Here is a 22,641-nt window from a genome sequence, read left to right as displayed (position 1 = left end):
TTTAGTTGGGTTTAGATCCACTGGTACTTGATTCAATCACCAAATGATTCAGATTATCTTGTAAGGCTCTTAAACGTACCGTTGCTTCAGTACGTTTCTGTACACCTTCTTTCTGGATCTGAATCACATCATTAACAGTTTTAATGAGGGTATTTTGTACATGTTCAAGCGTTTCAATATCAATAACAGAACGCTGGTTGGCTTTTGCCGTATCGACCGAGTTTTGATGCAATAAATCTGCATTACGGCGTAAAAGCTCATTGGTCGCATCATCAATGGTATTGGCCAGCTGTACGCTGTTCTTCTGTTCATTCAGTGAAATGGCCAGACTGATCTGGTTTTTCCATGCTGGCAATGTGATATTTTTAATGGCATAGAATTTATCCACCAGCATCAGGTTATTGGACTGAATAATCCGGATCATAGGCAAAGTCTGCATCGCAGATTGCTGCAATACCTGTAAATCACTGATGCGTTTTTCCAGATTATTGGCTAGATGATTTAGGTCATAGATTTTTTGCGTGGTGCTCTGATCTTGTGGCAAAGCTGTAAGCGCAGCAATTTCCTGCTGCAATTCCTGTTCACGTAAACGTCCAGCTGCAATATGAATACCCAGCTGCTTGTATTCTTCCTGCACCCCATCGAACATTTTATCCAGGGTATCAACGCGGGCTTTTAATCCAGATTGTGAAGTTTCAATTTCCTTGACCAGTACATCAATCTGTTCTTTAGTGGTATTGAAATGCGAGTCAAAATTATCTTTCACGCCCTTAAATTTGCTGATGATATTGCCCAGAAATCCTGAACTTTTTTTCTTGTTCAAGATACTGCTGGTATTCAGTTGCTGTGCCACCTGCACCACCTGATTCAGCTTTTGACCGGTTGCATCCAGATCTTTATTTTGTACCAGATTCAGCAATTCATCGGTATAGCTTGAAGTTTTGGTGGCTATATTTTTGCCATATTCGGCCACACTATTATGACTCATATTCTGCAGTTCTTTACGTGCTGCCAAGACCCCCTGAAAATCGGCAGGCTGCAAGCCCAGCTCTTTGAGATCCATTTGCTGGAACTTCTGTTCAGTCAGTTCAGTTGAGCTTTCGACAGGTAAATTTACTACATCAGATTTGGTCATGTTTCACCTTATATTGTTATGTATTCGAGGGTTTCTCGAGTGACTTTTTTAACGTTTTAATCAAATTGTCCCGGCTATTATCAAGTTTTTCCAGATCACTTGTCGAGTGTTTCGTCTGGCTTTGTTTGACATGATATTGCCAGGCCGGAATCAGCACCTGTTGCGCTTCTTTAAACCGATCCAGTAGGCTATAAGACAGTTGCTGGGACAATTGCATCTGGGTAATGGCAATGTCATTACTGCTTTGCAAGGTTCTTAAGGTATGCACCTTTTTTGACAGCCGCTCAGAAAAATTATCCAGTGGATGCTGATTCCTTACAAACTGCGGATATTCAGATAAAAATTCTTCTGCTGCCACAATATGCTTGGCCATTTGCTCACGTAAACCGATCAGCTGCTGGAATCGCGATTGGGATTTCTGGATTTCAATTTGCAACTTACGGCTAAGGTGATCTGCCTGATCCAGTAAATAGTCCAGTTTTTTATAGTATTCAACCTGACTTGAGCCATAGTCCAGATCAATACCCAGCCATTTCTGCAAGGCATTAAATTTACGTTTTTTAAAATATTTTTTTGATTGAGCCAGCATGTGAATCAGCTGTTCAATAGTATGGCTCAGTTGTTGGGTCAGATGGGGATCTACCCCATTTAATAGTACTGCCTGCGCCTGAATAAGTGAGTCCGCATAATGATTCAGCTTGTATTGATCGTGGAGTAAAGGCACAAGTTCGTTGCGCTTGATACTTAGAATCTCGCTCTGCTCTACTGCAATGTCTTGGATTGGAATCAAAACATCTATCTGTGACATGACCCTTTAAACTCAATGAATTCGATTTTTATAGTACGTCTTTTCATTCAACATAACATGTAGCATTTTGCAAAGGAATGCTTCAAGCCATAGAATTTTCTTTATATACGTTGAAGATATTGTTGGAATTAAGTTTGGCCTACAGTCATTTCTTGTATGAATCATTTTGCTTCTACCCTGCTGTTGCTCTCTATAACCTTTCCCATCAGCCTCAAATAGGCTAATAATCAACCAAATAAGGATAAGCACAATAAATGCCAAGTTAATTTATGGTCTTAATTAAGCTTTTTTTAAACTTAAGAATACTTATAAGGCATTATAAAACATAAATAATTCTCGAATTTTAAGCATGAATTATTTATGATCAAGATCAACAATAAAGTAGGTAACCTGAGAATAAAATGGAACGTTTTTTTCATAATACGATGTATGCCGCACGCTGGATCTTGGCACCTGTCTATTTTGGTTTATCATTCGCTTTATTATTACTGGCCTTAAAATTCTTTCAGGAAGTCATTCATGTCCTGCCGCATATCTTTGAATATACTGAAGCTGACCTGATCCTGGTAATTCTATCCCTGGTTGATATGACCATGGTTGGTGGACTTATTGTGATGGTGATGTTTTCAGGTTATGAAAATTTTGTTTCACAACTCAAAATCGATGAAAATAAAACCCGCCTGAACTGGCTCGGCACTATGGATGCCAATTCGCTTAAACTCAAAGTTGCGGCTTCCATCGTAGCTATTTCTTCGATTCATTTACTACGTATTTTTATGGATGCCCGCAACGTCGAGAATGACAAAATCATGTGGTACATCATTATGCATCTGACTTTTGTGATTTCTGCATTTATTATGGGTTATCTGGATAAACTCACAAAGCATTAAAACATGGATATTAAAAAGCCCCGATTATAGGGGCCTTTTTATATTGGCGAATTAACTAAAAAATTATAGATAGTCACCTTCTCGTTCCGGCTGATACAGCACTTTTTCAATCGTGACTTTCATCAACTGACCATCAGGTTGTGGCCATTCAATGGTCTGTCCTTCTGCCAAGCCCAAGATTGCAGTTCCAATCGGTGCTACGACATTCACTTGCCCTTTTTCACCTTTAAACTCATGCGGGTAGACTAAGGTGATTTCTACAGGCTCCGTTGATGGTGCAATCGTCAGCAATGCACGCGCATGCATGGTCACCACATTGCTTGGCATGTCCTCTGGCTTGACCACTTCAGCACGAGCCAGTTCATCTTCCAGTTGAAGCATGGTCTCACTGAGCTTGTCTTGATTTTCAAGCATGGTTTCGAGACGCTCCACATCCTGTTCAGATAAAATAATTTTTGGTTTAGCCATTCTTACTACCTTGTTTAATGAATGATTGAATAGTCTTTAAAAAGCGAATGAATCTAGGTTCTAAGTGGTTAATCAGATTAAATTAAGTTCAAATATAAAAAATCTATTTTTAGCTGCTAAAAAAATTGTGTCTTAACTCAACTTATAAAGCTGTTTTTCAAAGAATGTAACCAGTTTTAGAAAAACTCAATACTCTTTTCGAAATCAGATTTATAGGATCTGTATTTCTCAACTTTGTTTTATAAAAGGATAAGTATTTTCTATATAGGATTGATTAAGCTTTGATCTTATCTTCCCTTTTAACTCATCGTAAAAGCTAGCAGCAGAAGATGAGTCAGAAAAAATATCACCCAATAAAAAAGCCCCCTTGAGGGGGCTTTTCTCAAGTTAGGCTTATTTTGCGTAAACAGGGAATTTAGCACAAACAGCAGCAACTTTTTCTTTAACCGCAGCGATTACAGCTTCATCGCCTTTAGCATCAAGGATGTCAGCGATCCAACCAGCAAGTTCACGAACTTCTGATTCACCAAAACCACGAGTCGTTACAGCAGGTGTACCGATACGGATACCTGAAGTCACGAATGGAGAACGTGGGTCGTTTGGTACAGAGTTTTTGTTCACAGTGATGTGAGCAGCACCTAACCAAGCGTCAGCATCTTTACCAGTGATGTCTTGTTTGATCAGAGACAACAAGAACAGGTGGTTTTTAGTGCCGCCAGATACAACGTCGTAACCGCGTTCGATTAGAACTTCAGCCATTGCTTGAGCATTCTTAACCACTTGTTGTTGGTATGCTTTGTATTCAGGTGCCATTGCTTCTTTGAAGCAGATTGCTTTAGCAGCAACCGCGTGAACCAGAGGACCACCTTGGTTACCCGGGAATACAGCTGATTGAAGTTTTTTCTCGATTTCTTCGTTTGCTTTTGCAAGGATCAGGCCTGAACGTGGACCACGAAGAGTTTTGTGAGTAGTCGTTGTTGTTACGTCAGCAATTTGAACTGGGCTTGGGTAAACGCCAGCAGCAACCAGACCAGCAACGTGAGCCATATCTACAAACAGGTAAGCACCAACTTTATCCGCGATGTCACGGAAACGTTGCCAATCTACGATTTGGCTGTATGCAGAGAAACCAGCTACGATCATACGTGGTTTGTGTTCTACAGCTAGACGTTCAACTTCTTCATAATCGATCTCACCAGTTTCTGGATTCAGACCGTATTGAATTGCATTATAAGTTTTACCTGAGAAGCTTACTTTCGCACCGTGAGTCAAGTGACCACCGTGAGCCAAGCTCATACCCAATACTGTGTCGCCTGGGTTAAGCAGCGCTAAATAAACTGCAGAGTTTGCTTGAGAACCAGCATGTGGCTGAACGTTAGCATAATCAGCACCAAATAATTCTTTAGCACGGTCAATTGCCAATTGTTCAATGACATCTACATATTCACAACCGCCATAGTAGCGTTTGCCTGGGTAGCCTTCTGCATATTTGTTAGTGAGTTTTGATCCTTGAGCTTCCATTACTGCTGGTGAACAATAGTTTTCAGAAGCGATCAACTCGATGTGCGCTTCTTGGCGAGCATCTTCGTTAGAGATTGCTTGAGCGATTTCTGGATCAAATTCAGCAATAGAGATATTGGCAAACATTAGCGAGGTCCTATTAAATTAGGGCTTTTAAGCCGTGCTAAGATTGGCGCGTATTGTAACATGAACTTTGCCAATTTCGATCATGAACTTTATTCAGTTTGCAATAAAAATAGCTCATGCTTAAAAAAACATGAGCTATAGAGATAAAAATAAGTTATTGAATTGGCATTAGAGATTTTACATCTGAAATAATATTAGCGATATTCAGTACATAGACGCTACCATGATCCCATGAACCGTCCGTAATATATCGTACCGAGGTTTGTTTCTGATTCGCTAAGCTCACTAAAACATCTGTTGCAGCCTTTGGAACAGTAGAATCCGCCTCTCCCTGATAAATAATCACAGGTGTAGACACTTTAACCTGTAAAGGCTGAGAGTCTTTATCCAGGAAATTCTTCACTACTGGAATACTCATAAAATTAGCTTGAGTACGCGGATATTCTTCCAGATTCCCATTGGTTTGGGCATAAGCTCCCATTGCCGTACCGAATTTGTTGCCTAATACATCATAACAATCTGTTTCGGCATTCTTGGCAATCTCGTCTGTTGGTGTTTTAAAGACCTGAATATATTGCAGATTTGGATTCGGATTACGCAATCCCGCGACAATCAGCGCGGTAAAAGTATCTAAAGAGGCTAGAGTTTGAATCTTTTTATTCAGATCTGGTTCTTGTCCAGCTTGAGCCTCTCCACCTGCCAGAATCAGACTGAAATTAGAAGCAGGAGCTAAAGCTACCGTACCTTTATAAGTCATTTGAGAAGCACGTGCTGCATATTGGGCAGCGCCTAAAGCCGCTTGACCACCTTGAGAATGACCGACTGCCATCCACTGATTAGAGGCATCCGAACCTAAATAGTCTTTTGCTGCGACGACAGCATCGGTAATCGAATAAGCTTCACTCTTAAGGTTAAGGAAAGGATGAAGTTCTTTTCCACCCGGCTCACCCAAACCTTCATAATCAGGCGCAACGACCACATATCCCGCTTGAAGGAATCCGGCAATCATATTTTTGATATAAGAATTTATTTCATTGCGACTTGGTGCACACTGATCGGCCACACCCGTCGTACCATGTGCCCATGCCACTATCGGCCAACCTTTTGCAGGAGGCGTTCCTTTTGGAGTAAAAAGCAGTGCCGTCGCTTGGGTTTCCTTATTATTAATACCTAACATCTTATAGGTCATGACCACGCTCTCATCGGCAACAGCAGTCAGATCTGTTTTGGTATAGGCTACAGGTGTGGTTACGACTGGATTGTCGATATTATTTACGGGAATAGCGGGTTTGGATTCATAATAACGATCATCATCGCTATCATTACAGGCAGTTAAAGCTACGCTCAGCGCGAGTAGAGAACCAGTCAATACATGACGTTTCATCGATCTTATCCTTGTCTTAATTATTATCTCTCATGATTTTTATAGTTTTATCTTTATCCATTGATAAAACTAGACAATAATTTCCCAAGTTATTTCATTAAATACAAGAGATTATTTTGTTATTTTTCTAATAAATAGCGATTTAATTTATGACCATTCCAACACGATAAATTTAAGTTTTGGAAATATTTACAGAAACTTTGAAAACTTTTATTTATAAGTGTAGATTACAAATATTCTATATCAGTCAAAAAGTCTGCAATTAAAGTTGAAATCCGGCATTTCAATTGTCAGGATCGAAACAATAATGTTAGATTTTGATATCCACTTTTTTTCAGGCATATTCTCGTCATGCAGGCTATCATTCTCGATACTGAAACCCATACCTTGAATGGTCAACCCATTGAAATTGCCTATGCGCCTGTAGAGATCATAGACCATAAAATCAGTCTGGATAAAAGTCGCTTGTTTGATCAGCTTTATTCATGCGACGAACCGATTTCCTTTGCCGCAATGGCCGTACATCATATTCTGCAGTCCGATTTGGAAGGACAACCGCATTACAGCAGCTTTGAACTCCCGCAAGAAACCACTTATATCATTGGCCATAATATTGATTATGATATTCGTGCCTTAGAAAAATGTGGCGTCGATTCATCGAATATTAAAGCAATTTGCACCCTTGCTCTCGCCCGCCGAGTTTGGCCAGAGGCTGAAGCGCATAATATCTCTGCATTAATCTATATGATTACCAAAGGCAGCGAACGCGCCCGGGAAATGATCCGTAAAGCCCATCGCGCCGATATGGATATCATTTTGACTGCAAATATCCTGATGCATATTGTGCATCACCTGAAAATCAGCAGTATTGAAGAACTCTATGAGGCATCTGAAGATGCGCGTATTCCACGGACCATCAATTTTGGTAAGCACCGTGGCACTGCGATTGCCGATCTTCCTGCTGACTATGTTCAGTGGTTACTTCGCCAGGACGACTTAGATCCTTATCTACGCAAAGCATTGGAAAATACCGCGATCCTTACGCTATAAATGAAATCTTTTCTTCCCTCTCTAAATATGGAGAGGGATTTTTAAATAATCATGTTTTGTTTTATTCAGTAAGTGAAATAAAGTATTTTATAGATGACTATCTTAGTCTTTAAAGCTCTTAACTAATCGATATCCAGAATAAAAACAGATACAAATCAATATTAATTTATTGATTTTTAATAATTTAATATTTAATCACTTCTTGCATCTAGCTGTTCTTATACTTTAGCGTGATAGAACACCCCCTCTAAACAGGTGCATATAGGAAATAATATAAATTAATCCTCTTTCTTCCCATGCAATATTATCTCGAATTCGATGCCTTTGATAATCCCATGCAGCTCAGTAAAGTGGGCAATTGGGTAATCACTTTTTTGAGTCCAGCTGAAGAATTGGACACTATACAACTTGCGATTACTTATGTACTGCCCCGCCAGATCAGTGACGCATTACAGCCACGACGGGTATTAATTCAAAAGAGTTCAATCGAACATCATTGGCTAATTCAAACAATTGAATGTTTTGACAGCGCGACCAATCAGGAAGTACATATTAGGCCTGCAGATGAACTCGGACAGCAAACACTTCATCAGATTCTGGACGAGTTTGACCGTTATGATGTAAATGTCACATTAAAAGTTTTCTGAAATAATGCTTTTCTCAGAGCGTATTTTTGAAGAAGTTCATTTAGATCATCTATGTAGATAGCTTGATGCTATATAACATAAAAAATTAAGAAACTGAGAAATGATAGGAATTTATCCAATCTCTTTGAATTAAATTTATCAGTTTTTATTCTGCATCAAACTATTTATAAAGAAGCTGAACTAAGATATCAAAATCAAGCTCATCATTGGATGAGCTATATCTTTTTTTAAGGGTCGCAAAGCAGCATAATGAATCCCGGATCCTTATTTAGGTTCTAAAACACGATAGATACAGTCGGTCTGCTCACTGGCAAATAACAGTTCAATCGTTGGCCGGATAATTTCATCATCCACGACAATATATTCGACTTGCTGTTCCAAACGCTGGGACGGATCACTATGCTGAGCGCCAGCACGTAGTAATGCTTTTACATTCAGAATTTTGCCATACTGGTTTTTGACTTGCACTTCAATTAAATCTTTTGTCATCGTCATACCTCCCTTTATTGGCATTATTAAATTTGCTTGTCTGAATTCTTATAACATAGTTATTTGAAAGGCTTTCAAACGAATATGTAAGATTTTTTAGCGAGCACTTTTTATCGACTATATATTGCCGCTAATGAAGAATGTGCCATACGAATAAAAGAGTCAAAATTATTAATAACTCTCGCTTAGAATTTTGTATTAAAAAGCCCGCATCACTGCGGGCTCTGTGTTGGATGGCTAGTGCTAGATTTATTGCCTGAACCTAAGTTCGAGCTCAACTAACTGTCATTGATCCGTCCAACTTATTGGTAGCGTCGTTTCGTTTTATGACCTACCATGAGTTCAATATAGCAGGATTTTTTTTACCAACAATACGCTTTTACACTTCTAAAAGAAGACTTATACAATATTTAAATTGTACTTTTTCAAAAGCAGATTAGAATATTTTGGCTGGATCAATAAAGCACTATAAAAAAACTCTATTCTTTTCTATCCCTACATCCTATCTATTTAAATTTTAATAAAAATATTCTTTATTTATGTGAAAAATGAATAATTTTATCTAAATATAATTTCAAGTCTTAAGTAAAAGAGTTCGCTATTAAGGCGATTGATTAGCCACTAAAAGTAATAGCGAAAACTAAATTGATAAGTAACCCCATTCAAATCCAGATCATCACTCTTGCCAGAGACACATGCGCCATTCATGCAAATCTTGGCATCACGGTTAAACATCCATTGATAACCAAAAGATCCAATTAAATCTGCTTCAGGAGCAACTTTATAACCGACCTCCAATGCAACGGGAATTGTAAAATAATCCAATTCAAGATCGATTCGACCAAGATCTGCATCCGTTTCACTTTCATCTACCCAGCTCATTCCTAAGCCTATAGAAACTGCTGAATAAAGCTGATCATTTTCCAGAAATTTATTTTTTATCCCAACTGCAACTTGATTGTAATCAATATCTGAACTTTAAAATTTATATTCGGCCCATAAGCTGGCCGTTGGATGGGATTGATATTCACCCTTAATAAACAGCCCATCGAATGATTCGGTACCCAAAAAACTGTCCGACCCTATTTTTGAACCAGCGTAGCCGAAAGCTAAAGAGTACTGACTTATTAGGTTTTCTTGAGCATGATAAGGTGTAGTTGTAATCACTGCTTTATCTTTTGGAGCAGGATTACCATATTGAATAGCTAAAGGTGTATTCGCTCCAGCAACTGAAGAAGCCCCAATCATCAACCCAATGAATAATAATTTTTTCATATCTATGTCTCATTTTTATTGTGAGAATAAGATACTAATTTTTAAGAGAAAAACTACTCTATATGACTAGGTTCCTATTCTTTCTCCTGTACTTAAGTATACATGAGAAGATAAGTGCTTTTGGTCAATATATGCTATTGACCTTTAATCATGAATAATTGTTTTGCATTTTCTTTAGCCAAGATTGACATGAGTAGTGATGCTACAATTAATAAAATTCCAATAATTACTAAACGCACTTCTTGATGAATAAATCCTGTAATCAAGGCAATTACAGCAAGAAGGATGAAAACACCAACTAATCCCATTTTTAGTATGTTCATTATTAACCCCTTATTATTTCTATTTTTTAGATTTATTTTCTTCATCTTATTAAATGATGCATTACTGATTTTAAGAAGCCTCTTTCCCCCTCCCTAGTATTTTTATCTTTACATGAAATAGATCATCTTTCCTTCGTCCTGAAAGGATCTTTTAAGCTGTTTTTACACGCTTGTAAGACTAGGCTTGCAGCCACAATGGACAATAGACCGATTATTCCAAATATAAAATCACTGAGGATTACACCTACAATAATGGATGTGAGAGCACATATAAGAAGAATTAACAACAGCCCAATTTGTAGAATTTGCATAAAAAATCCCCTAATTAATTGTATAATCATTCCACTTTGTATGCAATTTGTAAATAATATTTTTAAAATTTTATAAATTATTATTTGATAAAAATTTTCTGCTGAGGATATTCCTTCTAAAATTTTAGCTATCTAACTTTCTTTCCAAAAATAAAATTTTCAATATTAAATTATTATTTTCAACAACTTAAATCAACATATCATTTTTTTATTTAAGGATTTTTTCTTTTCATTTTCTCAAATGAGATATATAAAGTTAGAATTCTCAAATGTGTATCAATTCTTATGAAAAATTCCAATTTTTAGCTTTAAAAAATTGGCAAAATACATCATTTAAGCATGCAAAAAATTTAGGATAATTATGATTGGGTCGTAACAAAGGCTTCATCATATAACGACTTATTTCTAACCGTTGTGTTAAATGATGAAAATAGTGGCATATATATTTATAGCATGATGAATTACATGAACTATGAACTTAGAATAAATTAATTTATAAAACTTATATTTTTACTTAAATCTTCATTTACTTCTATCTACCTTGAAGAATTTTTCAATTACAAAAGTAATCTTACATTCGCAACAATACCTAGAATCAAATCATTTCTAAATACAACAATGTAATTCATCCACTTTTATTAGAATTAACGGACTAGGGTATAGAATTAAAGGACTAGGGCGACTTATACATATATATATTCTCAACAAGAGGTAATTCCCGATGGCTAAACCAGATGAAGAACTGAATGAAGAGTTTCCAGAAGAAGAATTAGATCCACAAGAGAAACAGGATCGAGAGATTCAACGCGGTCAGTTAGGGGTGAATCAAGACCCTCAGGTTAAAAGAGATCAAATACGTCAAAAACATCAGGATGAAGAGGAAGAGAATCCATAATTTATTTTATAGATCTGAAATTGATTTTTTAATCTAATGAGGAAAGTGAACTTATAAAATGATGGTGCGGCCAGCGGGACTCGAACCCACGCCACAGGCTTCGGAGACCTGTACTCTATCCAGTTGAGCTATGGCCGCAGCTTTTTGGAATGCGCACATCATAACAAAAATTCGCATAAGGTAAAGCAACTATCTATAACTTCGTTATTTTTATGCCTATCCTTTATACAGTGTGCCAAAACAGCAACAGAGAATTCCATGTGAATGACTTGGTTTATTCTGCAAGATCACTCACAATATCTCAACTTTTCACCATTTGAGATCTCTATGACTGATGCGCTGACATTAAGGGATTTGTCGAAGACCTATGGAAATGGTTTTCAGGCACTTAAAGGAATTAACTTAACTGTACCTGAAGGTGAATTCTATGCCCTGTTAGGACCTAATGGCGCGGGCAAGTCCACTACTATTGGTATTATCAGTTCATTAACAAGAAAAACTTCTGGAACCGTTGAAATTTTTGGTCACAATCTGGATACCCACCCTTCTGAAGCCAAACAATGTTTAGGCGTGGTACCCCAAGAATTTAACTTCGCCCAGTTTGAAAAAACCTTTGATATTCTGGTCACTCAAGCCGGTTATTACGGTATTCCTAAAAAAATTGCCCAAGCGCGTGCTGAAGAATATTTAAATAAACTGGGTCTTTGGGAAAAACGCTCTACTCAAGCTCGTATGCTTTCAGGTGGTATGAAACGCCGCTTGATGATTGCCCGTGCGATGATGCATGAACCAAAATTATTGATTCTGGATGAACCGACCGCCGGTGTAGATATCGAATTGCGTCGTTCCATGTGGGATTTTCTTAATGAAATGAACGGTAATGGTACTTCTATTATTTTAACGACTCATTATCTGGAAGAAGCAGAGATGTTGTGTCGTCGGATTGCGATTATCGACCGTGGTGTGATCAAAGAAGATACCACTATGAAGAACTTCCTGAATCAGCTTAATGAAGAATCCTTTATCTTCGATCTGGCTGCGCCTATTGAGCCATTAAATATTGAAATTATTGGTGTGAAATTTAATTTAGTTGATCCAATGACCCTAGAAGTGACACTGGATAAAGCACACAGTATGAATGATCTGTTCCAGTTACTGGAATCACAAAACATTCAGGTACGCAGTATGCGTAACAAGTCAAACCGCTTAGAAGAACTATTTGTGAAAATGGTCGAGAAAAATCTGGATGGAGCTGTACAATGAATATAAATCAGCTCGGCGTCGCCTTATATACCATCGTTCATAAAGAAGTTCGCCGTTTTATGCGGATCTGGCCACAAACTCTGCTGCCACCAGCAATTACCATGAGTCTATATTTCGTGATCTTCGGTAATCTGGTCGGTTCACGTATTGGGGAAATGGGCGGCTATAGTTATATGGAGTTTATTGTCCCTGGTCTGATTATGATGGCGGTGATTACTAATAGTTATGCCAACGTTTCTTCCAGCTTCTTTAGCTCAAAATTTCAGAAAAGCATTGAAGAGCTAATTATGAGCCCGGTACCTTTACATGCCATTTTATGGGGCTATGTATTGGGTGGTGTAATTCGTGGTCTGTTTGTTGCCATTATTGTCAGTGCCATGAGCCTGTTTTTTGCAGACCTTTATATTACTAACTGGTTTGTGACTATATATACAGTACTCATTACCTCGCTATTATTCTCTCTAGGCGGTTTTATTAATGCTGTCTATGCCAAATCTTTTGATGATATCTCGATCATCCCGACTTTTGTACTTACACCACTGACCTATTTAGGCGGTGTATTTTATGCGATTTCAGCCTTAAGTCCGTTCTGGCAAAATCTCTCTTTAGTTAACCCGATCGTGTATATGGTCAATGCGTTCCGTTTCGGCATTTTAGGTCATAGTGATGTCAATGTTTCCGTTTCATTGGTCGTGATTACTTTCTGGTGTGCCGTGCTTTACGGTATTGCTTACTATTTATTGTCTCGTGGTTCAGGAATGCGTGAATAATGAGTGTAGAACATTCTCTCCTTGGTAAAGACACCAACTACCCAACAGAGTATCAACCCGATATTTTGTTCCCGATTTCTCGTGCGCCTGCCCGTGAAAAATATGCCCATATTGAAGCTATTCAGCAAGGCAAAGACTGGTGGCATGTTTTTGAAATTTCATGGTTAAATTCTGCCGGCATACCTCAAGTGGCTATTGGTCGAATTACCCTGCCAGCATCTTCCCCAAATCTCATTGAATCAAAGTCTTTAAAGCTCTATTTCAATAGCCTGAACTTTGCCAAGTTTGATTCAAAAGAGGCCTTTATTGCAACTGTAGAAAAGGACCTCTCAAAAGCTGCCGGTGCTGAAATCACACTGGATCTTTTCCATGTTGATGAACTTGAAATTTCCAAGCCTGAAGGTATCTGTATTGATGACCTGACTCCGGAACGCCTGGAAAATCATCCAGATGCTTCTTTATTGTCTTTAGATCAGTACAGCGATGAAAATATCGAAGTACAACTCTATTCACATTTATTAAGAAGTAACTGCCCAGTCACTGGACAACCGGACTGGGGTACAGTATTTATACGCTATCAGGGCAAAAGACCTTGTTATAAGAGTATTTTGGCTTATATTATTTCGTATCGTCAGCACAACGGTTTTCACGAACAATGTGTGGAACAGATGTTTGCCGATATCTGGCAAAATCTGAAACCGGAAAAGCTGATGGTATATGCGACCTATACACGCCGTGGTGGATTGGATATCAACCCTTGTCGTGTATCGGATTCCACATGGATGCCTCGCCCTATTCGTTTAGCGCGACAATAAAAAACATTGAGGTTTAAGAATGCCTTTTTTTGGTTTTATTCCTTCTGCAGAACTATTAAATACAATTCAGACTGCACAGAAAAATAAAAACTCGAGTGAACCGCTTTATCCACTGCGGGATAAAACTGCATTAATGATTAATGATGAAATTATTGATGCAATTCTCACGGAACTGGTACGCCGTTTTCCTGCAAGCGAAAAACGCGATACGGCAGAAAAACTGGCAGGCTATATCAAGTCTACTGTGGCAGTGTTACTGAAACAGTTACTGAGTAAAGCACCAAATGAAGTCGTCAAGGAGTCGATTGCTTTTTCTGAACGCAGCCTGTTTAAAGATCCGGAAGGAAATTTCCGTATTGGTGAATCACTGGATGCCAATCTGGTCACCAATCTAAAACACCATTATGCAGAATTAAAAGCTGGCCAAAGTGTCGATAAGCAGAGTCTCAGCAATCTGTACAAACAGTTTGGTGAAGCGACTGTACGTCATTTCATGGTCGACTTTAATAAAACCTTAGATTTAGGCATGATTAAACGCAAGGCTGCTGATATTGGTGCTTCAGCGGTAATCAAAGCGATTAATATTGCAGCAGATAAAATCATCCTGAATTTAAATAAGGATGAACTTCAGGCAATGGCAGAATATCACGACACCCTATTCTTTACTGAATAAAGCCGCATATTTATTCAAATAATGCAGATTAAGCCTGACTTCGGTCAGGCTTTTTTGTGGCTTAAGAAATAGCTTGTTACAGTTATTGTGAACTAAAATACAAAATGCTGAAAAAACAACCAACCCTTTCCTATTTTTAAGGGAGTTTATATGACTCCTATTCATCAGAATGTTATCTTTAATATTGCCTCTAATGCCAGAAAATTGAGAAAAGTGAATTGATCTTTTTCATGGCACGATTCAAATGACATAGCCACAAACCTATCAAAAAATTGGAAATCATACCAAGATGTTGAAATCGAATTTTTATAAAAAATTGAAGCAGCTTTCGATCCTTGTCAGTGCATTCGGACTCAGTAGTTTAAGCCTGGCCAACGATTTTCAATATCATCCCTCTTATGCCAGTTTCAAGCAAAACACTATGCAGACCTATGGTCTAAGTGCCCAGCAAGTAGACAGTGCAATGACGGGAGCAAAAAATCTTCCAAATATTATCAATATCATGAATCGTCCAGGTGAAAGTAAGCCTTGGTATGCCTATAAGACCAATTTTCTGTCTGAAGGTACGATTCAACGTGGTGTACGTTTCAAGCAGCAATATGCTGCAACACTAAATCGCGCTGAGCAGCAGTTTGGTGTACCACAATCGATCATTTTGGGTATTTTGGGGGTAGAGACCGGTTTTGGCAGCAACAAGGGTTCATTTGTGACCCGTGATGCACTGGCAACTCTTGGCTTTGGTTATGAACGTCGTGCGCAATACTTCCAGGATGAACTGGCGGCATTGATCGCATGGTCATATAAAGATGGTGTGTCAGCATCCTCGATCGTGGGTTCTTATGCAGGTGCTGTGGGCTATCCGCAGTTTATGCCAAGTAATATTCCAAAGTATGGGGTCGACTATGATGGCAATGGCCATATCGATCTGCGCAATTCTGCGGTAGATGCGATTGGTTCAATTGCAAACTATCTGGCTCAAAATGGCTGGCAACGTGATCAGCCAATTGCCTTCCCTGCCCGTTATAGCGGTTCGAATCCTGATTCTGTCATCGCCAAAGATCTGACTCAGCCAACACCTTATGGAGTAATCAAAACCCAAGGAATCAGTCCGATGAATCCGATTGTTCGTATTGATGATCTTGATATGGTCAATGTCATTCAATTACAAGAAAATTACGGACCGATTTACTATATTACTTATCCGAATTTTCAAGTGATTACCACGTACAATCGTAGTCGTATGTATGCCACTGCATTGTGGCTTTTAGGTACAGAAATTACGAGCCGATAACAGTAAAAATTACTACATACTATTAAAGTCAAGATTTTTATTAAACAAAATGCCTAAATTTTAGGCATTTTTTACGCCTTGTTACAATATTGATTATTTTTTAATCACTCATTGTTTATTTTGCGTACTTTTTTTAACTATTTTAATTAAATACTAGACAGCCAGTTGCCAGCATGAATATTATCCAATTCGTTAAATGTAGTTGCATAAGTTAAATATCAGGCATGTTTATAGGGTTATCAGCTACTTAGGCCCAATCTAATGAAACATGCTGTTAGGAGTTGATTCAATGCATTCTTCTTTTCTGAAGTATTTTATGGCCATTGCCGCGACCGTTACCCTAACGCAATCGCAAGCAGATATGGTTCAGTCGTCATCATTCAATAATGATCATGACAATTCGCGTCTTGCAGCGCGTGTATTAAATAAAGAAGCTCAAAGCTTCAATTCAAATTTCACAAATTTGAACAGCCTTTCAATCACTGAGCGTTCTGGCGATAAAGTTCGTCGTCAAACCATTGCAGCAAAAATTGCAATTCCTGCAGAAGAGCCTTCAGTGATTGAGAAACTGAACAATGTTGCTTCAAACACAGTTCGTAAATTCAGTCAGACAGGTACAGCATCTTGGTATGGCCGTCAGTTCCATGGCCGTAAAACTGCTAGTGGTGAAACATTCGATATGAATGCAATGACTGCTGCACACCGTAGCCTGCCATTAAACTGCTTTATCCGCGTGACTAACAAAAACAATGGTAAGAGTGTTGTCGTGAAGGTTAATGACCGTGGTCCATTCCATGGCAACCGTGTTCTAGATTTATCTTACGGTGCTGCTAAACAGCTTGGTATTACCAATGCTGGTACTGCACATGTCAATATTGAGCGTGTAGATGGGCCAAACTCATAAGATTTGACCGCTCTACGTTTAACTCAAAAGCCACAGTCATGTGGCTTTTTTATTTGGTGATGTAGAGTAAGAATTCGAACTACTTTTATCCTTAATACTGTCGATGTTATTCCATTCAGGTATGAGCCTTCATGAGCTTTTACTCACCCGCTATCGATTTCATTTTGACCATACCTCCAAACTGTTTTATATTTTAAAAACTGACAGTACGTTCATGGATGGGAGCGATAGAATGAAAACAATATCCGAATGGTTAGATGAATATAGTGAAAGTCATCAAAACAAAACCAACAAACTGATCCATTGGGTCTGCGTGCCTACCATCTATTTTTCCATTATTGGCATCATGGCGCACTTTAGCGCTTTACTAACTGCCCTGCTCCTGGTTCTGGCTTTTGTGTTTTATGCACGTTTAGATATCGTACTGGCTGTGGCAATGGCAGCTCTAACACTGATGATGGCCTGGTTCATCTGGGTTTTACCTATAGGTGTGGGCTTCTTTATAGCCTTGTTTGTTTTTGCCTGGATTGGGCAATTTTATGGACACAAAGTCGAAGGTAAAAAGCCTTCTTTCTTCAAAGACCTTCAATTCCTTCTCATTGGCCCGTTATGGTGCATGGATGCCTATTTAGGCAAAGTCCTACCTAAATGGAAATCTCGTCAATCTGAGGCAATACAGTGCGCTTAAAGTGTATGTAATATCATTACATTTATAAAACCAAGGAAAATTCCCTTATTGATAGGTTTTTCCTTGGTGTTTTAACCAACCAATGATGTGCTTATTGGATGGATCATGATGGGTCCAATGAATCACCCCGCCTTTTTCGCTATATTCATACTCACCAAAAAACACAACCTGATCCCCTTTTTGAATATTCTGGATGCGTGGTGCCAGATCAATATTGTGCGCAACCAATACAGTTTGACCAGTGGATAACTCCAGAATAAATTTCTGATGACGGGAACCTTCATTATCATCTTTTAATAATGCTATCACCTTACCGCTTGCCTGAACCTGAAGATCACTTTGTCTTTGCTGGTAAGCTTGCTCTATACGCTGGGTATCATCAGAAAGCTTATGCGTACTTTTTTGAACATGAGTCTGCTGTTGAATCGCAACTTCTGCTGAAGGTACAAAAGTATTGGTCTGTTGTTTAGATTCTGATAAATCCAGACCTAAATAAGCAGCCACCAAAAGTGCAATGACAGCCCCGATCCCCATATGGGTTTTATTTGCCATAATTCCCCCTTGATCATTCTTTATTTAGTCATAAAAAAAGCCCCATTCGGGGCTTTTTTCTAATTCGTTACCAAATTATTTTGCAGCAGCCTGAGCAGCAGCAACTTCTTCAGCGAAAGAAAGCTCAGCTTTCTTCTCGATACCTTCACCCACTTCGAAACGAACGAAGTTAGCAACAGTAGTACCAGTCGCTTTAAGAACTTCAGCAACTTTCTTGTCGTTGTCGATTACGTATTGTTGACGCTCAAGAACAACTTCGTTCAGGTATTTCTCAACAGAACCTACAACCATTTTCTCAACGATGTTTGCTGGTTTGCCAGATTCAAGTGCTTTTGCTTCAGCGATTTCTTTTTCTTTCGCGATAAGGTCAGCAGGAACTTGTTCAGCATTTACAGCAACCGGGTTGAATGCAGCAATGTGCATTGCCAAGCCTTTACCAGTTTCAGCATCACCTGAGTAAGATACAACAACACCGATACGAAGACCGTGTTTGTAAACAGCAAGGTTTTCACCTTCAACAATTTTCGCACGACGTACTTGAATGTTTTCACCGATTTTTTGAACTAGCGCAATACGAGCTTCTTCTACAGTAGCGCCATCTTCAAGTTTAAGTTCAGCGATTTTAGCAGCGTCAGTTTCGTTTGCAGCAAGTGCAGCAGCAGCAACTTTCGCAGAGAAACCAGCAAAGTTTTCGTCTTTAGCAACGAAGTCAGTTTGGCAGTTTACTTCTAGAAGGATTGCTTTGTTACCTTCTTGAGCAATTGTGATCGCGCCGTCAGCAGCAATGTTACCAGCTTTTTTAGCTGCTTTTGCTTGACCAGATTTACGAAGGTTGTCGATCGCTAATTCGATGTCACCACCAGCTTCTGTCAAAGCTTTTTTACATTCCATCATTGCTAGACCAGTACGATCACGCAGTTCTTTAACCATGCTTGCTGTAACTGCAGTCATGTTTATCTCCTAAATTCGGTAGAAAATGAATTCTTTTTAGAACAGAAACGGCCCAGAGGATTCTCATGGGCCGCCTGCATACATAACGCTTACTTTGCCACCATCACGTGTCGCAAAAATGACAAGCTAGCGTCTAACGCATTAAGCCTCAGAAGCAGGAGCTTCTTCTGCTTTAGCTTGTGCATTTGCTTGTGATTGAGCATATTCTTTACCAGCAAGAATAGCATCAGCCATAGCAGAAGCATAAAGTGTTACTGCACGGATCGCATCGTCGTTACCCGGAATAACGTAGTCTACGTTGTCTGGGTTAGAGTTAGTATCAACGATACCGATTACAGGAATACCAAGGTTTTTAGCTTCTTTAATTGCAATCGCTTCGTGATCAACGTCGATTACGAATAATGCGTCAGGTAAACCACCCATGTTTTTAACGCCGCCTAAAGCACGTTCAAGTTTTTCCATCTCACGGCTACGTTCTAAAGCTTCACGTTTAGTAAGTTTAGCGAAAGTACCGTCTTGAGATTGAGTTTGAAGGTCTTTTAAACGGTTGATAGATTGGCGAAGAGTTTTCCAGTTCGTCAACATACCACCTAACCAACGGTGATCTACATATGGTTGACCAGCGCGTTGAGCTTGTTCACGGATGATTGCAGAAGCAGCACGTTTAGTACCAACGAACAAAACTTTGTTCTTTTTGCTAGCCAATTGGTTAGCGAAGTTCAAAGCATCATTTAACGCAGGAACAGTGTGCTCAAGGTTGATGATGTGAATTTTGTTACGCGCGCCAAAGATGTATTGACGCATTTTTGGGTTCCAGAAACGAGTTTGGTGACCAAAGTGCGCGCCAGCTTGTAGAAGGTCGCGCATGCTTACGTTGTAATCTGCCATTTTCTTTACCTTAAAGTTTGGGTTAGGCCTCCATATATCCGCATTCTCCACCCTTGCGGGCACCCAGAGTAATGTGACGATATATGTGCGGATTTTTAATACACCATTCAATCAGCGTCGCAAATATATTCACGAAAAAGCATTTGATAAAATGGGCGGCTATTTATACCATAGTCACATACAAATTTCCAAAAGTTTTTAGAGATCATGAACACAACTTATCAAGCTCCCCGTCGTTTAATCAAATCCGCTGAAGATATCGAAAAGATGCGTATCGCTGGACGACTGGCTGCAGAAGTGTTGGATATGATCAAACCGCATATCAAACCCGGCGTAACGACACTGGAATTGGATACGATTTGTCATGACTATATTGTAAATGTGCAGAATGCCATTCCTGCATGTTTAGGTTATGGTGCAGCGCCTGGCCGCCCTGCTTTCCAGCATACAATCTGTACATCTGTAAACCATGTGGTCTGTCACGGGATCCCATCTGAAAACAAGATCCTAAAAAAAGGCGATATTTTAAATATTGATGTCACTGTCATCAAAGATGGTTTCCATGGGGATACCAATATGATGTACATCGTGGGTGGTGAAACTTCAATTCTGGCCAACCGTCTATGCAAAGTCGCTCAAGAAGCCATGTATCGTGGTATGGCTGTGGTGAAACCAGGTGCTACCATTGGTGACATCGGCCATGCGATTCAAAAATATGTTGAATCTGAACGTTTTAGCGTTGTTCGTGAATACTGTGGCCATGGCATCGGTACGACTTTCCATGATGAACCACAAGTTCTGCACTATGGTCAGCCAGATACCGGTATGGTGCTTGAAGAAGGTATGACTTTTACGATTGAACCTATGGTGAATGCCGGTGTTTGGCAAACTAAACTGTTGGGTGATAAATGGACTGTGGTCACTAAAGACCATAAATTATCGGCTCAATATGAGCACACTCTTTTAGTAACAAAAAATGGCATTGAAGTGCTGACTGCTCGTCCTGAAGAAGATTTGTCACGTTTTAGTGCATAACAACAACACTTCCTCATATAAATGGTCACTTTAAAGTGGCCATTTTTAGTTTAAATTTCACCTATTATTCTCATCCTCAAAGTACATTCTTAGTTCATGTCTCTCTAAACTGCCTATCGATGTTCAAGATAAGGTTGCACTGATTCAGCATTTTTTTCGTATATTTTTCCAAATTCTTTTGCCCAATGTGCACCATTTTAGGCTAAGATAATGTGCTTTTTATTTTTTAATCCCTATAAGAAGGAATACTGCCGTGGACGTACGTCTCTCTGATCGTGTGAATGCCATCAAACCGTCCCCTACGCTTGCTGTGACAAACAAGGCTGCTGAACTGAAAGCTGCTGGTCACAACGTTATTGGTTTGGGCGCAGGTGAGCCAGATTTTGATACCCCTCAACACATCAAAGATGCAGCAATTGCAGCAATTAACAACGGTTTCACCAAATACACCGCTGTTGATGGTACGCCAGGTCTTAAAAAAGCAATTATTGCTAAATTAAAACGTGACAATAACCTTGATTATCAAGCGAACCAAATCCTGGTTTCTTGTGGTGGTAAACAGTCTTTCTTTAACTTGGCACTTGCTTTGTTAAACAAAGGTGATGAAGTGATCATCCCTGCTCCATTCTGGGTAAGCTATCCAGATATGGTGATCATTGCTGAAGGTACACCAGTAATCGTGAAATGTGGTGAAGAACAACGTTTTAAAATTACTCCTGAGCAATTAGAAGCTGCGATCACTGACAAAACTCGTTTAGTGGTATTAAACAGCCCTTCTAACCCGACTGGCATGATCTACACTAAAGCTGAATTAGAAGCTTTAGCAGCAGTACTGCGTAAATACCCAGAAGTATTCATCGCATCTGATGACATGTACGAACCAATCCGTTGGGAAGATGAATTCTACAACATCGCAACTGTTGCCCCAGACCTGTACGACCGCACTATCGTATTAAACGGTGTGTCTAAAGCCTATGCAATGACTGGCTGGCGTATCGGCTACGCAGCGGGCCCTGCTAAACTGATCGGTGCGATGAAAAAAATCCAGTCTCAATCAACTTCTAACCCAACTTCTATTTCACAAGTTGCTGCAGAAGCTGCATTGAATGGTCCTCAAGATGTTCTTGTACCAATGGTTGAAGCGTTTAAACGTCGTCATGACCTGGTTGTGAATGGCTTGAATGACATTAAAGGTATTTCTTGCCTACCTGCTGACGGTGCATTCTATGCATACGCAAACATCAAACCATTGATTCGTGCAAAAGGTCTGAACTCTTGCACAGAATTCTCTGCTTGGTTACTGGAAGAAACTGGTGTTGCAGTTGTTCCTGGTGATGCATTCGGTCTAGGCGGCTTCATGCGTATCTCTTACGCAACTGCTGACGAAGTATTAGTTGATGCACTTGCACGTATCAAAAAAGCTGCTGATTCTATCGAAGGCGTAGACGAAGCAATTGCTTCGATTGAAGCTGAAAAAGCTGCAAAATAA

At 39.2% G+C, this 22,641-nt stretch carries 26 protein-coding genes and 1 tRNA gene; 13 read left to right on the top strand and 14 right to left on the bottom strand.

Annotation, left to right across the window (positions count from 1 at the left end; genetic code table 11):
• Position 1 precedes the first annotated feature (1 nt).
• Together FTV25_RS08245 and FTV25_RS08240 are read right to left on the bottom strand one after the other, a co-directional pair.
• Positions 2–1,135 (bottom strand): toxic anion resistance protein, encoded by a 1,134-nt coding sequence (locus FTV25_RS08245; protein ID WP_179993421.1) that lies wholly within the window; start codon positions 1,133–1,135, stop codon positions 2–4.
• 16 nt (positions 1,136–1,151) lie between these two features.
• A complete protein-coding gene (locus tag FTV25_RS08240; protein WP_159124512.1) occupies positions 1,152–1,943 on the bottom strand; it encodes a tellurium resistance protein in 792 nt (263 codons plus the stop codon).
• Positions 1,944–2,344: 401 nt separating this feature from the next.
• Between FTV25_RS08240 and FTV25_RS08235 the strand changes: the two genes are divergently transcribed.
• Positions 2,345–2,833, top strand: a complete 489-nt coding sequence (locus FTV25_RS08235) for a TIGR00645 family protein (RefSeq protein ID WP_005236522.1) — start codon at positions 2,345–2,347, stop codon at positions 2,831–2,833.
• Positions 2,834–2,896: 63 nt separating this feature from the next.
• Here the strand turns inward: FTV25_RS08235 and rnk are convergent, their stop codons facing one another.
• From rnk to FTV25_RS08220, 3 genes are all read right to left on the bottom strand, one after another.
• Positions 2,897–3,301 (bottom strand): nucleoside diphosphate kinase regulator, encoded by a 405-nt coding sequence (gene rnk, locus FTV25_RS08230; RefSeq protein ID WP_034171243.1) that lies wholly within the window; start codon positions 3,299–3,301, stop codon positions 2,897–2,899.
• Positions 3,302–3,694: 393 nt separating this feature from the next.
• On the bottom strand, positions 3,695–4,948 hold the full coding sequence (glyA, locus tag FTV25_RS08225; protein ID WP_004784306.1) for a serine hydroxymethyltransferase: 1,254 nt from the start codon (positions 4,946–4,948) through the stop codon (positions 3,695–3,697).
• Positions 4,949–5,102: 154 nt separating this feature from the next.
• Positions 5,103–6,332 (bottom strand): alpha/beta fold hydrolase, encoded by a 1,230-nt coding sequence (locus FTV25_RS08220; protein WP_180002845.1) that lies wholly within the window; start codon positions 6,330–6,332, stop codon positions 5,103–5,105.
• A 351-nt stretch (positions 6,333–6,683) separates the two neighbouring features.
• Between FTV25_RS08220 and FTV25_RS08215 the strand changes: the two genes are divergently transcribed.
• The gene (locus tag FTV25_RS08215; RefSeq protein WP_179993419.1) at positions 6,684–7,382 is read left to right on the top strand and encodes a putative quorum-sensing-regulated virulence factor; all 699 of its coding nucleotides are present in this window, start codon (positions 6,684–6,686) and stop codon (positions 7,380–7,382) included.
• Between the two features lie 278 nt (positions 7,383–7,660).
• On the opposite strand, the gene FTV25_RS16215 is transcribed toward FTV25_RS08215, so the two are convergent.
• Positions 7,661–7,789 carry a hypothetical protein gene (locus FTV25_RS16215; protein WP_354667255.1) on the bottom strand — a complete coding sequence of 43 codons (129 nt, stop codon included), beginning with the start codon at positions 7,787–7,789 and terminating at the stop codon, positions 7,661–7,663.
• Between FTV25_RS16215 and FTV25_RS08210 the strand changes: the two genes are divergently transcribed.
• A complete protein-coding gene (locus FTV25_RS08210) occupies positions 7,733–8,029 on the top strand; it encodes a hypothetical protein (protein WP_354667256.1) in 297 nt (98 codons plus the stop codon). The genes FTV25_RS16215 and FTV25_RS08210 overlap by 57 nt on opposite strands.
• 264 nt (positions 8,030–8,293) lie before the next feature.
• Here FTV25_RS08210 and FTV25_RS08205 read toward each other — a convergent pair whose 3' ends face one another.
• From FTV25_RS08205 to FTV25_RS08195, 4 genes are all read right to left on the bottom strand, one after another.
• Positions 8,294–8,518, bottom strand: coding sequence for a hypothetical protein (locus tag FTV25_RS08205; RefSeq protein ID WP_159124508.1), 225 nt, complete (start codon positions 8,516–8,518; stop codon positions 8,294–8,296).
• Between the two features lie 621 nt (positions 8,519–9,139).
• Positions 9,140–9,400 carry a hypothetical protein gene (locus tag FTV25_RS16100; protein ID WP_257218383.1) on the bottom strand — a complete coding sequence of 87 codons (261 nt, stop codon included), beginning with the start codon at positions 9,398–9,400 and terminating at the stop codon, positions 9,140–9,142.
• A gap of 96 nt (positions 9,401–9,496) precedes the next feature.
• Positions 9,497–9,793, bottom strand: a complete 297-nt coding sequence (locus FTV25_RS16095) for a hypothetical protein (RefSeq protein WP_257218932.1) — start codon at positions 9,791–9,793, stop codon at positions 9,497–9,499.
• Between the two features lie 134 nt (positions 9,794–9,927).
• Positions 9,928–10,116, bottom strand: coding sequence for a hypothetical protein (locus FTV25_RS08195; RefSeq protein WP_180002843.1), 189 nt, complete (start codon positions 10,114–10,116; stop codon positions 9,928–9,930).
• Between the two features lie 1,032 nt (positions 10,117–11,148).
• Between FTV25_RS08195 and FTV25_RS08190 the strand changes: the two genes are divergently transcribed.
• A complete protein-coding gene (locus tag FTV25_RS08190; protein WP_179993406.1) occupies positions 11,149–11,322 on the top strand; it encodes a hypothetical protein in 174 nt (57 codons plus the stop codon).
• A gap of 62 nt (positions 11,323–11,384) precedes the next feature.
• On the opposite strand, the gene FTV25_RS08185 is transcribed toward FTV25_RS08190, so the two are convergent.
• Positions 11,385–11,460 (bottom strand) — tRNA-Arg (locus FTV25_RS08185).
• A gap of 189 nt (positions 11,461–11,649) precedes the next feature.
• On the opposite strand from FTV25_RS08185, the gene FTV25_RS08180 reads away from it, so the two are divergent.
• From FTV25_RS08180 to FTV25_RS08150, 7 genes are all read left to right on the top strand, one after another.
• Positions 11,650–12,585, top strand: a complete 936-nt coding sequence (locus FTV25_RS08180; RefSeq protein ID WP_180002841.1) for an ABC transporter ATP-binding protein — start codon at positions 11,650–11,652, stop codon at positions 12,583–12,585.
• Positions 12,582–13,355, top strand: coding sequence for an ABC transporter permease (locus FTV25_RS08175; protein ID WP_159124083.1), 774 nt, complete (start codon positions 12,582–12,584; stop codon positions 13,353–13,355). Before FTV25_RS08180 ends, FTV25_RS08175 begins: the two co-directional genes overlap by 4 nt.
• Positions 13,355–14,170: an NADPH-dependent 7-cyano-7-deazaguanine reductase QueF gene (gene queF, locus FTV25_RS08170; protein WP_180002839.1), complete on the top strand. Its 816-nt coding sequence runs from the start codon at positions 13,355–13,357 to the stop codon at positions 14,168–14,170. Before FTV25_RS08175 ends, queF begins: the two co-directional genes overlap by 1 nt.
• 19 nt (positions 14,171–14,189) lie before the next feature.
• Positions 14,190–14,843, top strand: coding sequence for a hypothetical protein (locus tag FTV25_RS08165; RefSeq protein ID WP_180002837.1), 654 nt, complete (start codon positions 14,190–14,192; stop codon positions 14,841–14,843).
• 289 nt (positions 14,844–15,132) lie between these two features.
• On the top strand, positions 15,133–16,134 hold the full coding sequence (gene mltB / locus FTV25_RS08160; protein WP_159124080.1) for a lytic murein transglycosylase B: 1,002 nt from the start codon (positions 15,133–15,135) through the stop codon (positions 16,132–16,134).
• Between the two features lie 289 nt (positions 16,135–16,423).
• Positions 16,424–17,038, top strand: coding sequence for a septal ring lytic transglycosylase RlpA family protein (locus FTV25_RS08155; RefSeq protein WP_004784482.1), 615 nt, complete (start codon positions 16,424–16,426; stop codon positions 17,036–17,038).
• 232 nt (positions 17,039–17,270) lie between these two features.
• On the top strand, positions 17,271–17,726 hold the full coding sequence (locus tag FTV25_RS08150) for a DUF962 domain-containing protein (protein ID WP_180002835.1): 456 nt from the start codon (positions 17,271–17,273) through the stop codon (positions 17,724–17,726).
• A gap of 45 nt (positions 17,727–17,771) precedes the next feature.
• Here FTV25_RS08150 and FTV25_RS08145 read toward each other — a convergent pair whose 3' ends face one another.
• The 3 genes from FTV25_RS08145 to rpsB all read right to left on the bottom strand — a co-directional run bounded on the left by FTV25_RS08145 (position 17,772) and on the right by rpsB (position 20,117).
• The gene (locus FTV25_RS08145; RefSeq protein ID WP_180002833.1) at positions 17,772–18,278 is read right to left on the bottom strand and encodes a DUF3465 domain-containing protein; all 507 of its coding nucleotides are present in this window, start codon (positions 18,276–18,278) and stop codon (positions 17,772–17,774) included.
• A 75-nt stretch (positions 18,279–18,353) separates the two neighbouring features.
• Positions 18,354–19,229, bottom strand: coding sequence for a translation elongation factor Ts (gene tsf, locus FTV25_RS08140; RefSeq protein WP_004784491.1), 876 nt, complete (start codon positions 19,227–19,229; stop codon positions 18,354–18,356).
• Between the two features lie 141 nt (positions 19,230–19,370).
• Entirely contained in the window at positions 19,371–20,117 is a 747-nt protein-coding gene (rpsB, locus tag FTV25_RS08135) for a 30S ribosomal protein S2 (RefSeq protein ID WP_004784492.1), read from the bottom strand.
• A 207-nt stretch (positions 20,118–20,324) separates the two neighbouring features.
• Between rpsB and map the strand changes: the two genes are divergently transcribed.
• Both map and FTV25_RS08125 read left to right on the top strand, forming a co-directional pair.
• Positions 20,325–21,152 carry a type I methionyl aminopeptidase gene (gene map / locus FTV25_RS08130; RefSeq protein ID WP_004784494.1) on the top strand — a complete coding sequence of 276 codons (828 nt, stop codon included), beginning with the start codon at positions 20,325–20,327 and terminating at the stop codon, positions 21,150–21,152.
• Between the two features lie 253 nt (positions 21,153–21,405).
• Positions 21,406–22,641, top strand: coding sequence for a pyridoxal phosphate-dependent aminotransferase (locus tag FTV25_RS08125; protein WP_005236666.1), 1,236 nt, complete (start codon positions 21,406–21,408; stop codon positions 22,639–22,641).

This window comes from Acinetobacter sp. YH12249 (assembly GCF_013417475.1).
In the GTDB taxonomy this organism is placed as follows: domain Bacteria; phylum Pseudomonadota; class Gammaproteobacteria; order Pseudomonadales; family Moraxellaceae; genus Acinetobacter.
Note: the sequence above shows the minus strand (reverse complement) of the source record. Positions and strands in the feature narration are given on the sequence as shown.

Bases quoted from the DNA above. Each gene is read 5' to 3' on its own strand.
- FTV25_RS08180 (WP_180002841.1), top strand. From the start codon at position 11,650: ATGACTGATGCGCTGACATTAAGGGATTTGTCGAAGACCTATGGAAAT.
- mltB (WP_159124080.1), top strand. From the start codon at position 15,133: ATGTTGAAATCGAATTTTTATAAAAAATTGAAGCAGCTTTCGATCCTT.
- FTV25_RS08240 (WP_159124512.1), bottom strand. From the start codon at position 1,943: ATGTCACAGATAGATGTTTTGATTCCAATCCAAGACATTGCAGTAGAG.
- glyA (WP_004784306.1), bottom strand. From the start codon at position 4,948: ATGTTTGCCAATATCTCTATTGCTGAATTTGATCCAGAAATCGCTCAA.
- FTV25_RS08175 (WP_159124083.1), top strand. From the start codon at position 12,582: ATGAATATAAATCAGCTCGGCGTCGCCTTATATACCATCGTTCATAAA.
- FTV25_RS08190 (WP_179993406.1), top strand. From the start codon at position 11,149: ATGGCTAAACCAGATGAAGAACTGAATGAAGAGTTTCCAGAAGAAGAA.
- FTV25_RS08150 (WP_180002835.1), top strand. From the start codon at position 17,271: ATGAAAACAATATCCGAATGGTTAGATGAATATAGTGAAAGTCATCAA.
- rnk (WP_034171243.1), bottom strand. From the start codon at position 3,301: ATGGCTAAACCAAAAATTATTTTATCTGAACAGGATGTGGAGCGTCTC.
- FTV25_RS08215 (WP_179993419.1), top strand. From the start codon at position 6,684: ATGCAGGCTATCATTCTCGATACTGAAACCCATACCTTGAATGGTCAA.
- tsf (WP_004784491.1), bottom strand. From the start codon at position 19,229: ATGACTGCAGTTACAGCAAGCATGGTTAAAGAACTGCGTGATCGTACT.
- map (WP_004784494.1), top strand. From the start codon at position 20,325: ATGAACACAACTTATCAAGCTCCCCGTCGTTTAATCAAATCCGCTGAA.
- FTV25_RS16100 (WP_257218383.1), bottom strand. From the start codon at position 9,400: ATGAGCTGGGTAGATGAAAGTGAAACGGATGCAGATCTTGGTCGAATC.
- FTV25_RS08165 (WP_180002837.1), top strand. From the start codon at position 14,190: ATGCCTTTTTTTGGTTTTATTCCTTCTGCAGAACTATTAAATACAATT.
- FTV25_RS08220 (WP_180002845.1), bottom strand. From the start codon at position 6,332: ATGAAACGTCATGTATTGACTGGTTCTCTACTCGCGCTGAGCGTAGCT.
- FTV25_RS08145 (WP_180002833.1), bottom strand. From the start codon at position 18,278: ATGGCAAATAAAACCCATATGGGGATCGGGGCTGTCATTGCACTTTTG.
- FTV25_RS08155 (WP_004784482.1), top strand. From the start codon at position 16,424: ATGCATTCTTCTTTTCTGAAGTATTTTATGGCCATTGCCGCGACCGTT.
- FTV25_RS16095 (WP_257218932.1), bottom strand. From the start codon at position 9,793: ATGAAAAAATTATTATTCATTGGGTTGATGATTGGGGCTTCTTCAGTT.
- rpsB (WP_004784492.1), bottom strand. From the start codon at position 20,117: ATGGCAGATTACAACGTAAGCATGCGCGACCTTCTACAAGCTGGCGCG.
- FTV25_RS08235 (WP_005236522.1), top strand. From the start codon at position 2,345: ATGGAACGTTTTTTTCATAATACGATGTATGCCGCACGCTGGATCTTG.
- FTV25_RS08245 (WP_179993421.1), bottom strand. From the start codon at position 1,135: ATGACCAAATCTGATGTAGTAAATTTACCTGTCGAAAGCTCAACTGAA.
- FTV25_RS08205 (WP_159124508.1), bottom strand. From the start codon at position 8,518: ATGACAAAAGATTTAATTGAAGTGCAAGTCAAAAACCAGTATGGCAAA.
- queF (WP_180002839.1), top strand. From the start codon at position 13,355: ATGAGTGTAGAACATTCTCTCCTTGGTAAAGACACCAACTACCCAACA.
- FTV25_RS08195 (WP_180002843.1), bottom strand. From the start codon at position 10,116: ATGAACATACTAAAAATGGGATTAGTTGGTGTTTTCATCCTTCTTGCT.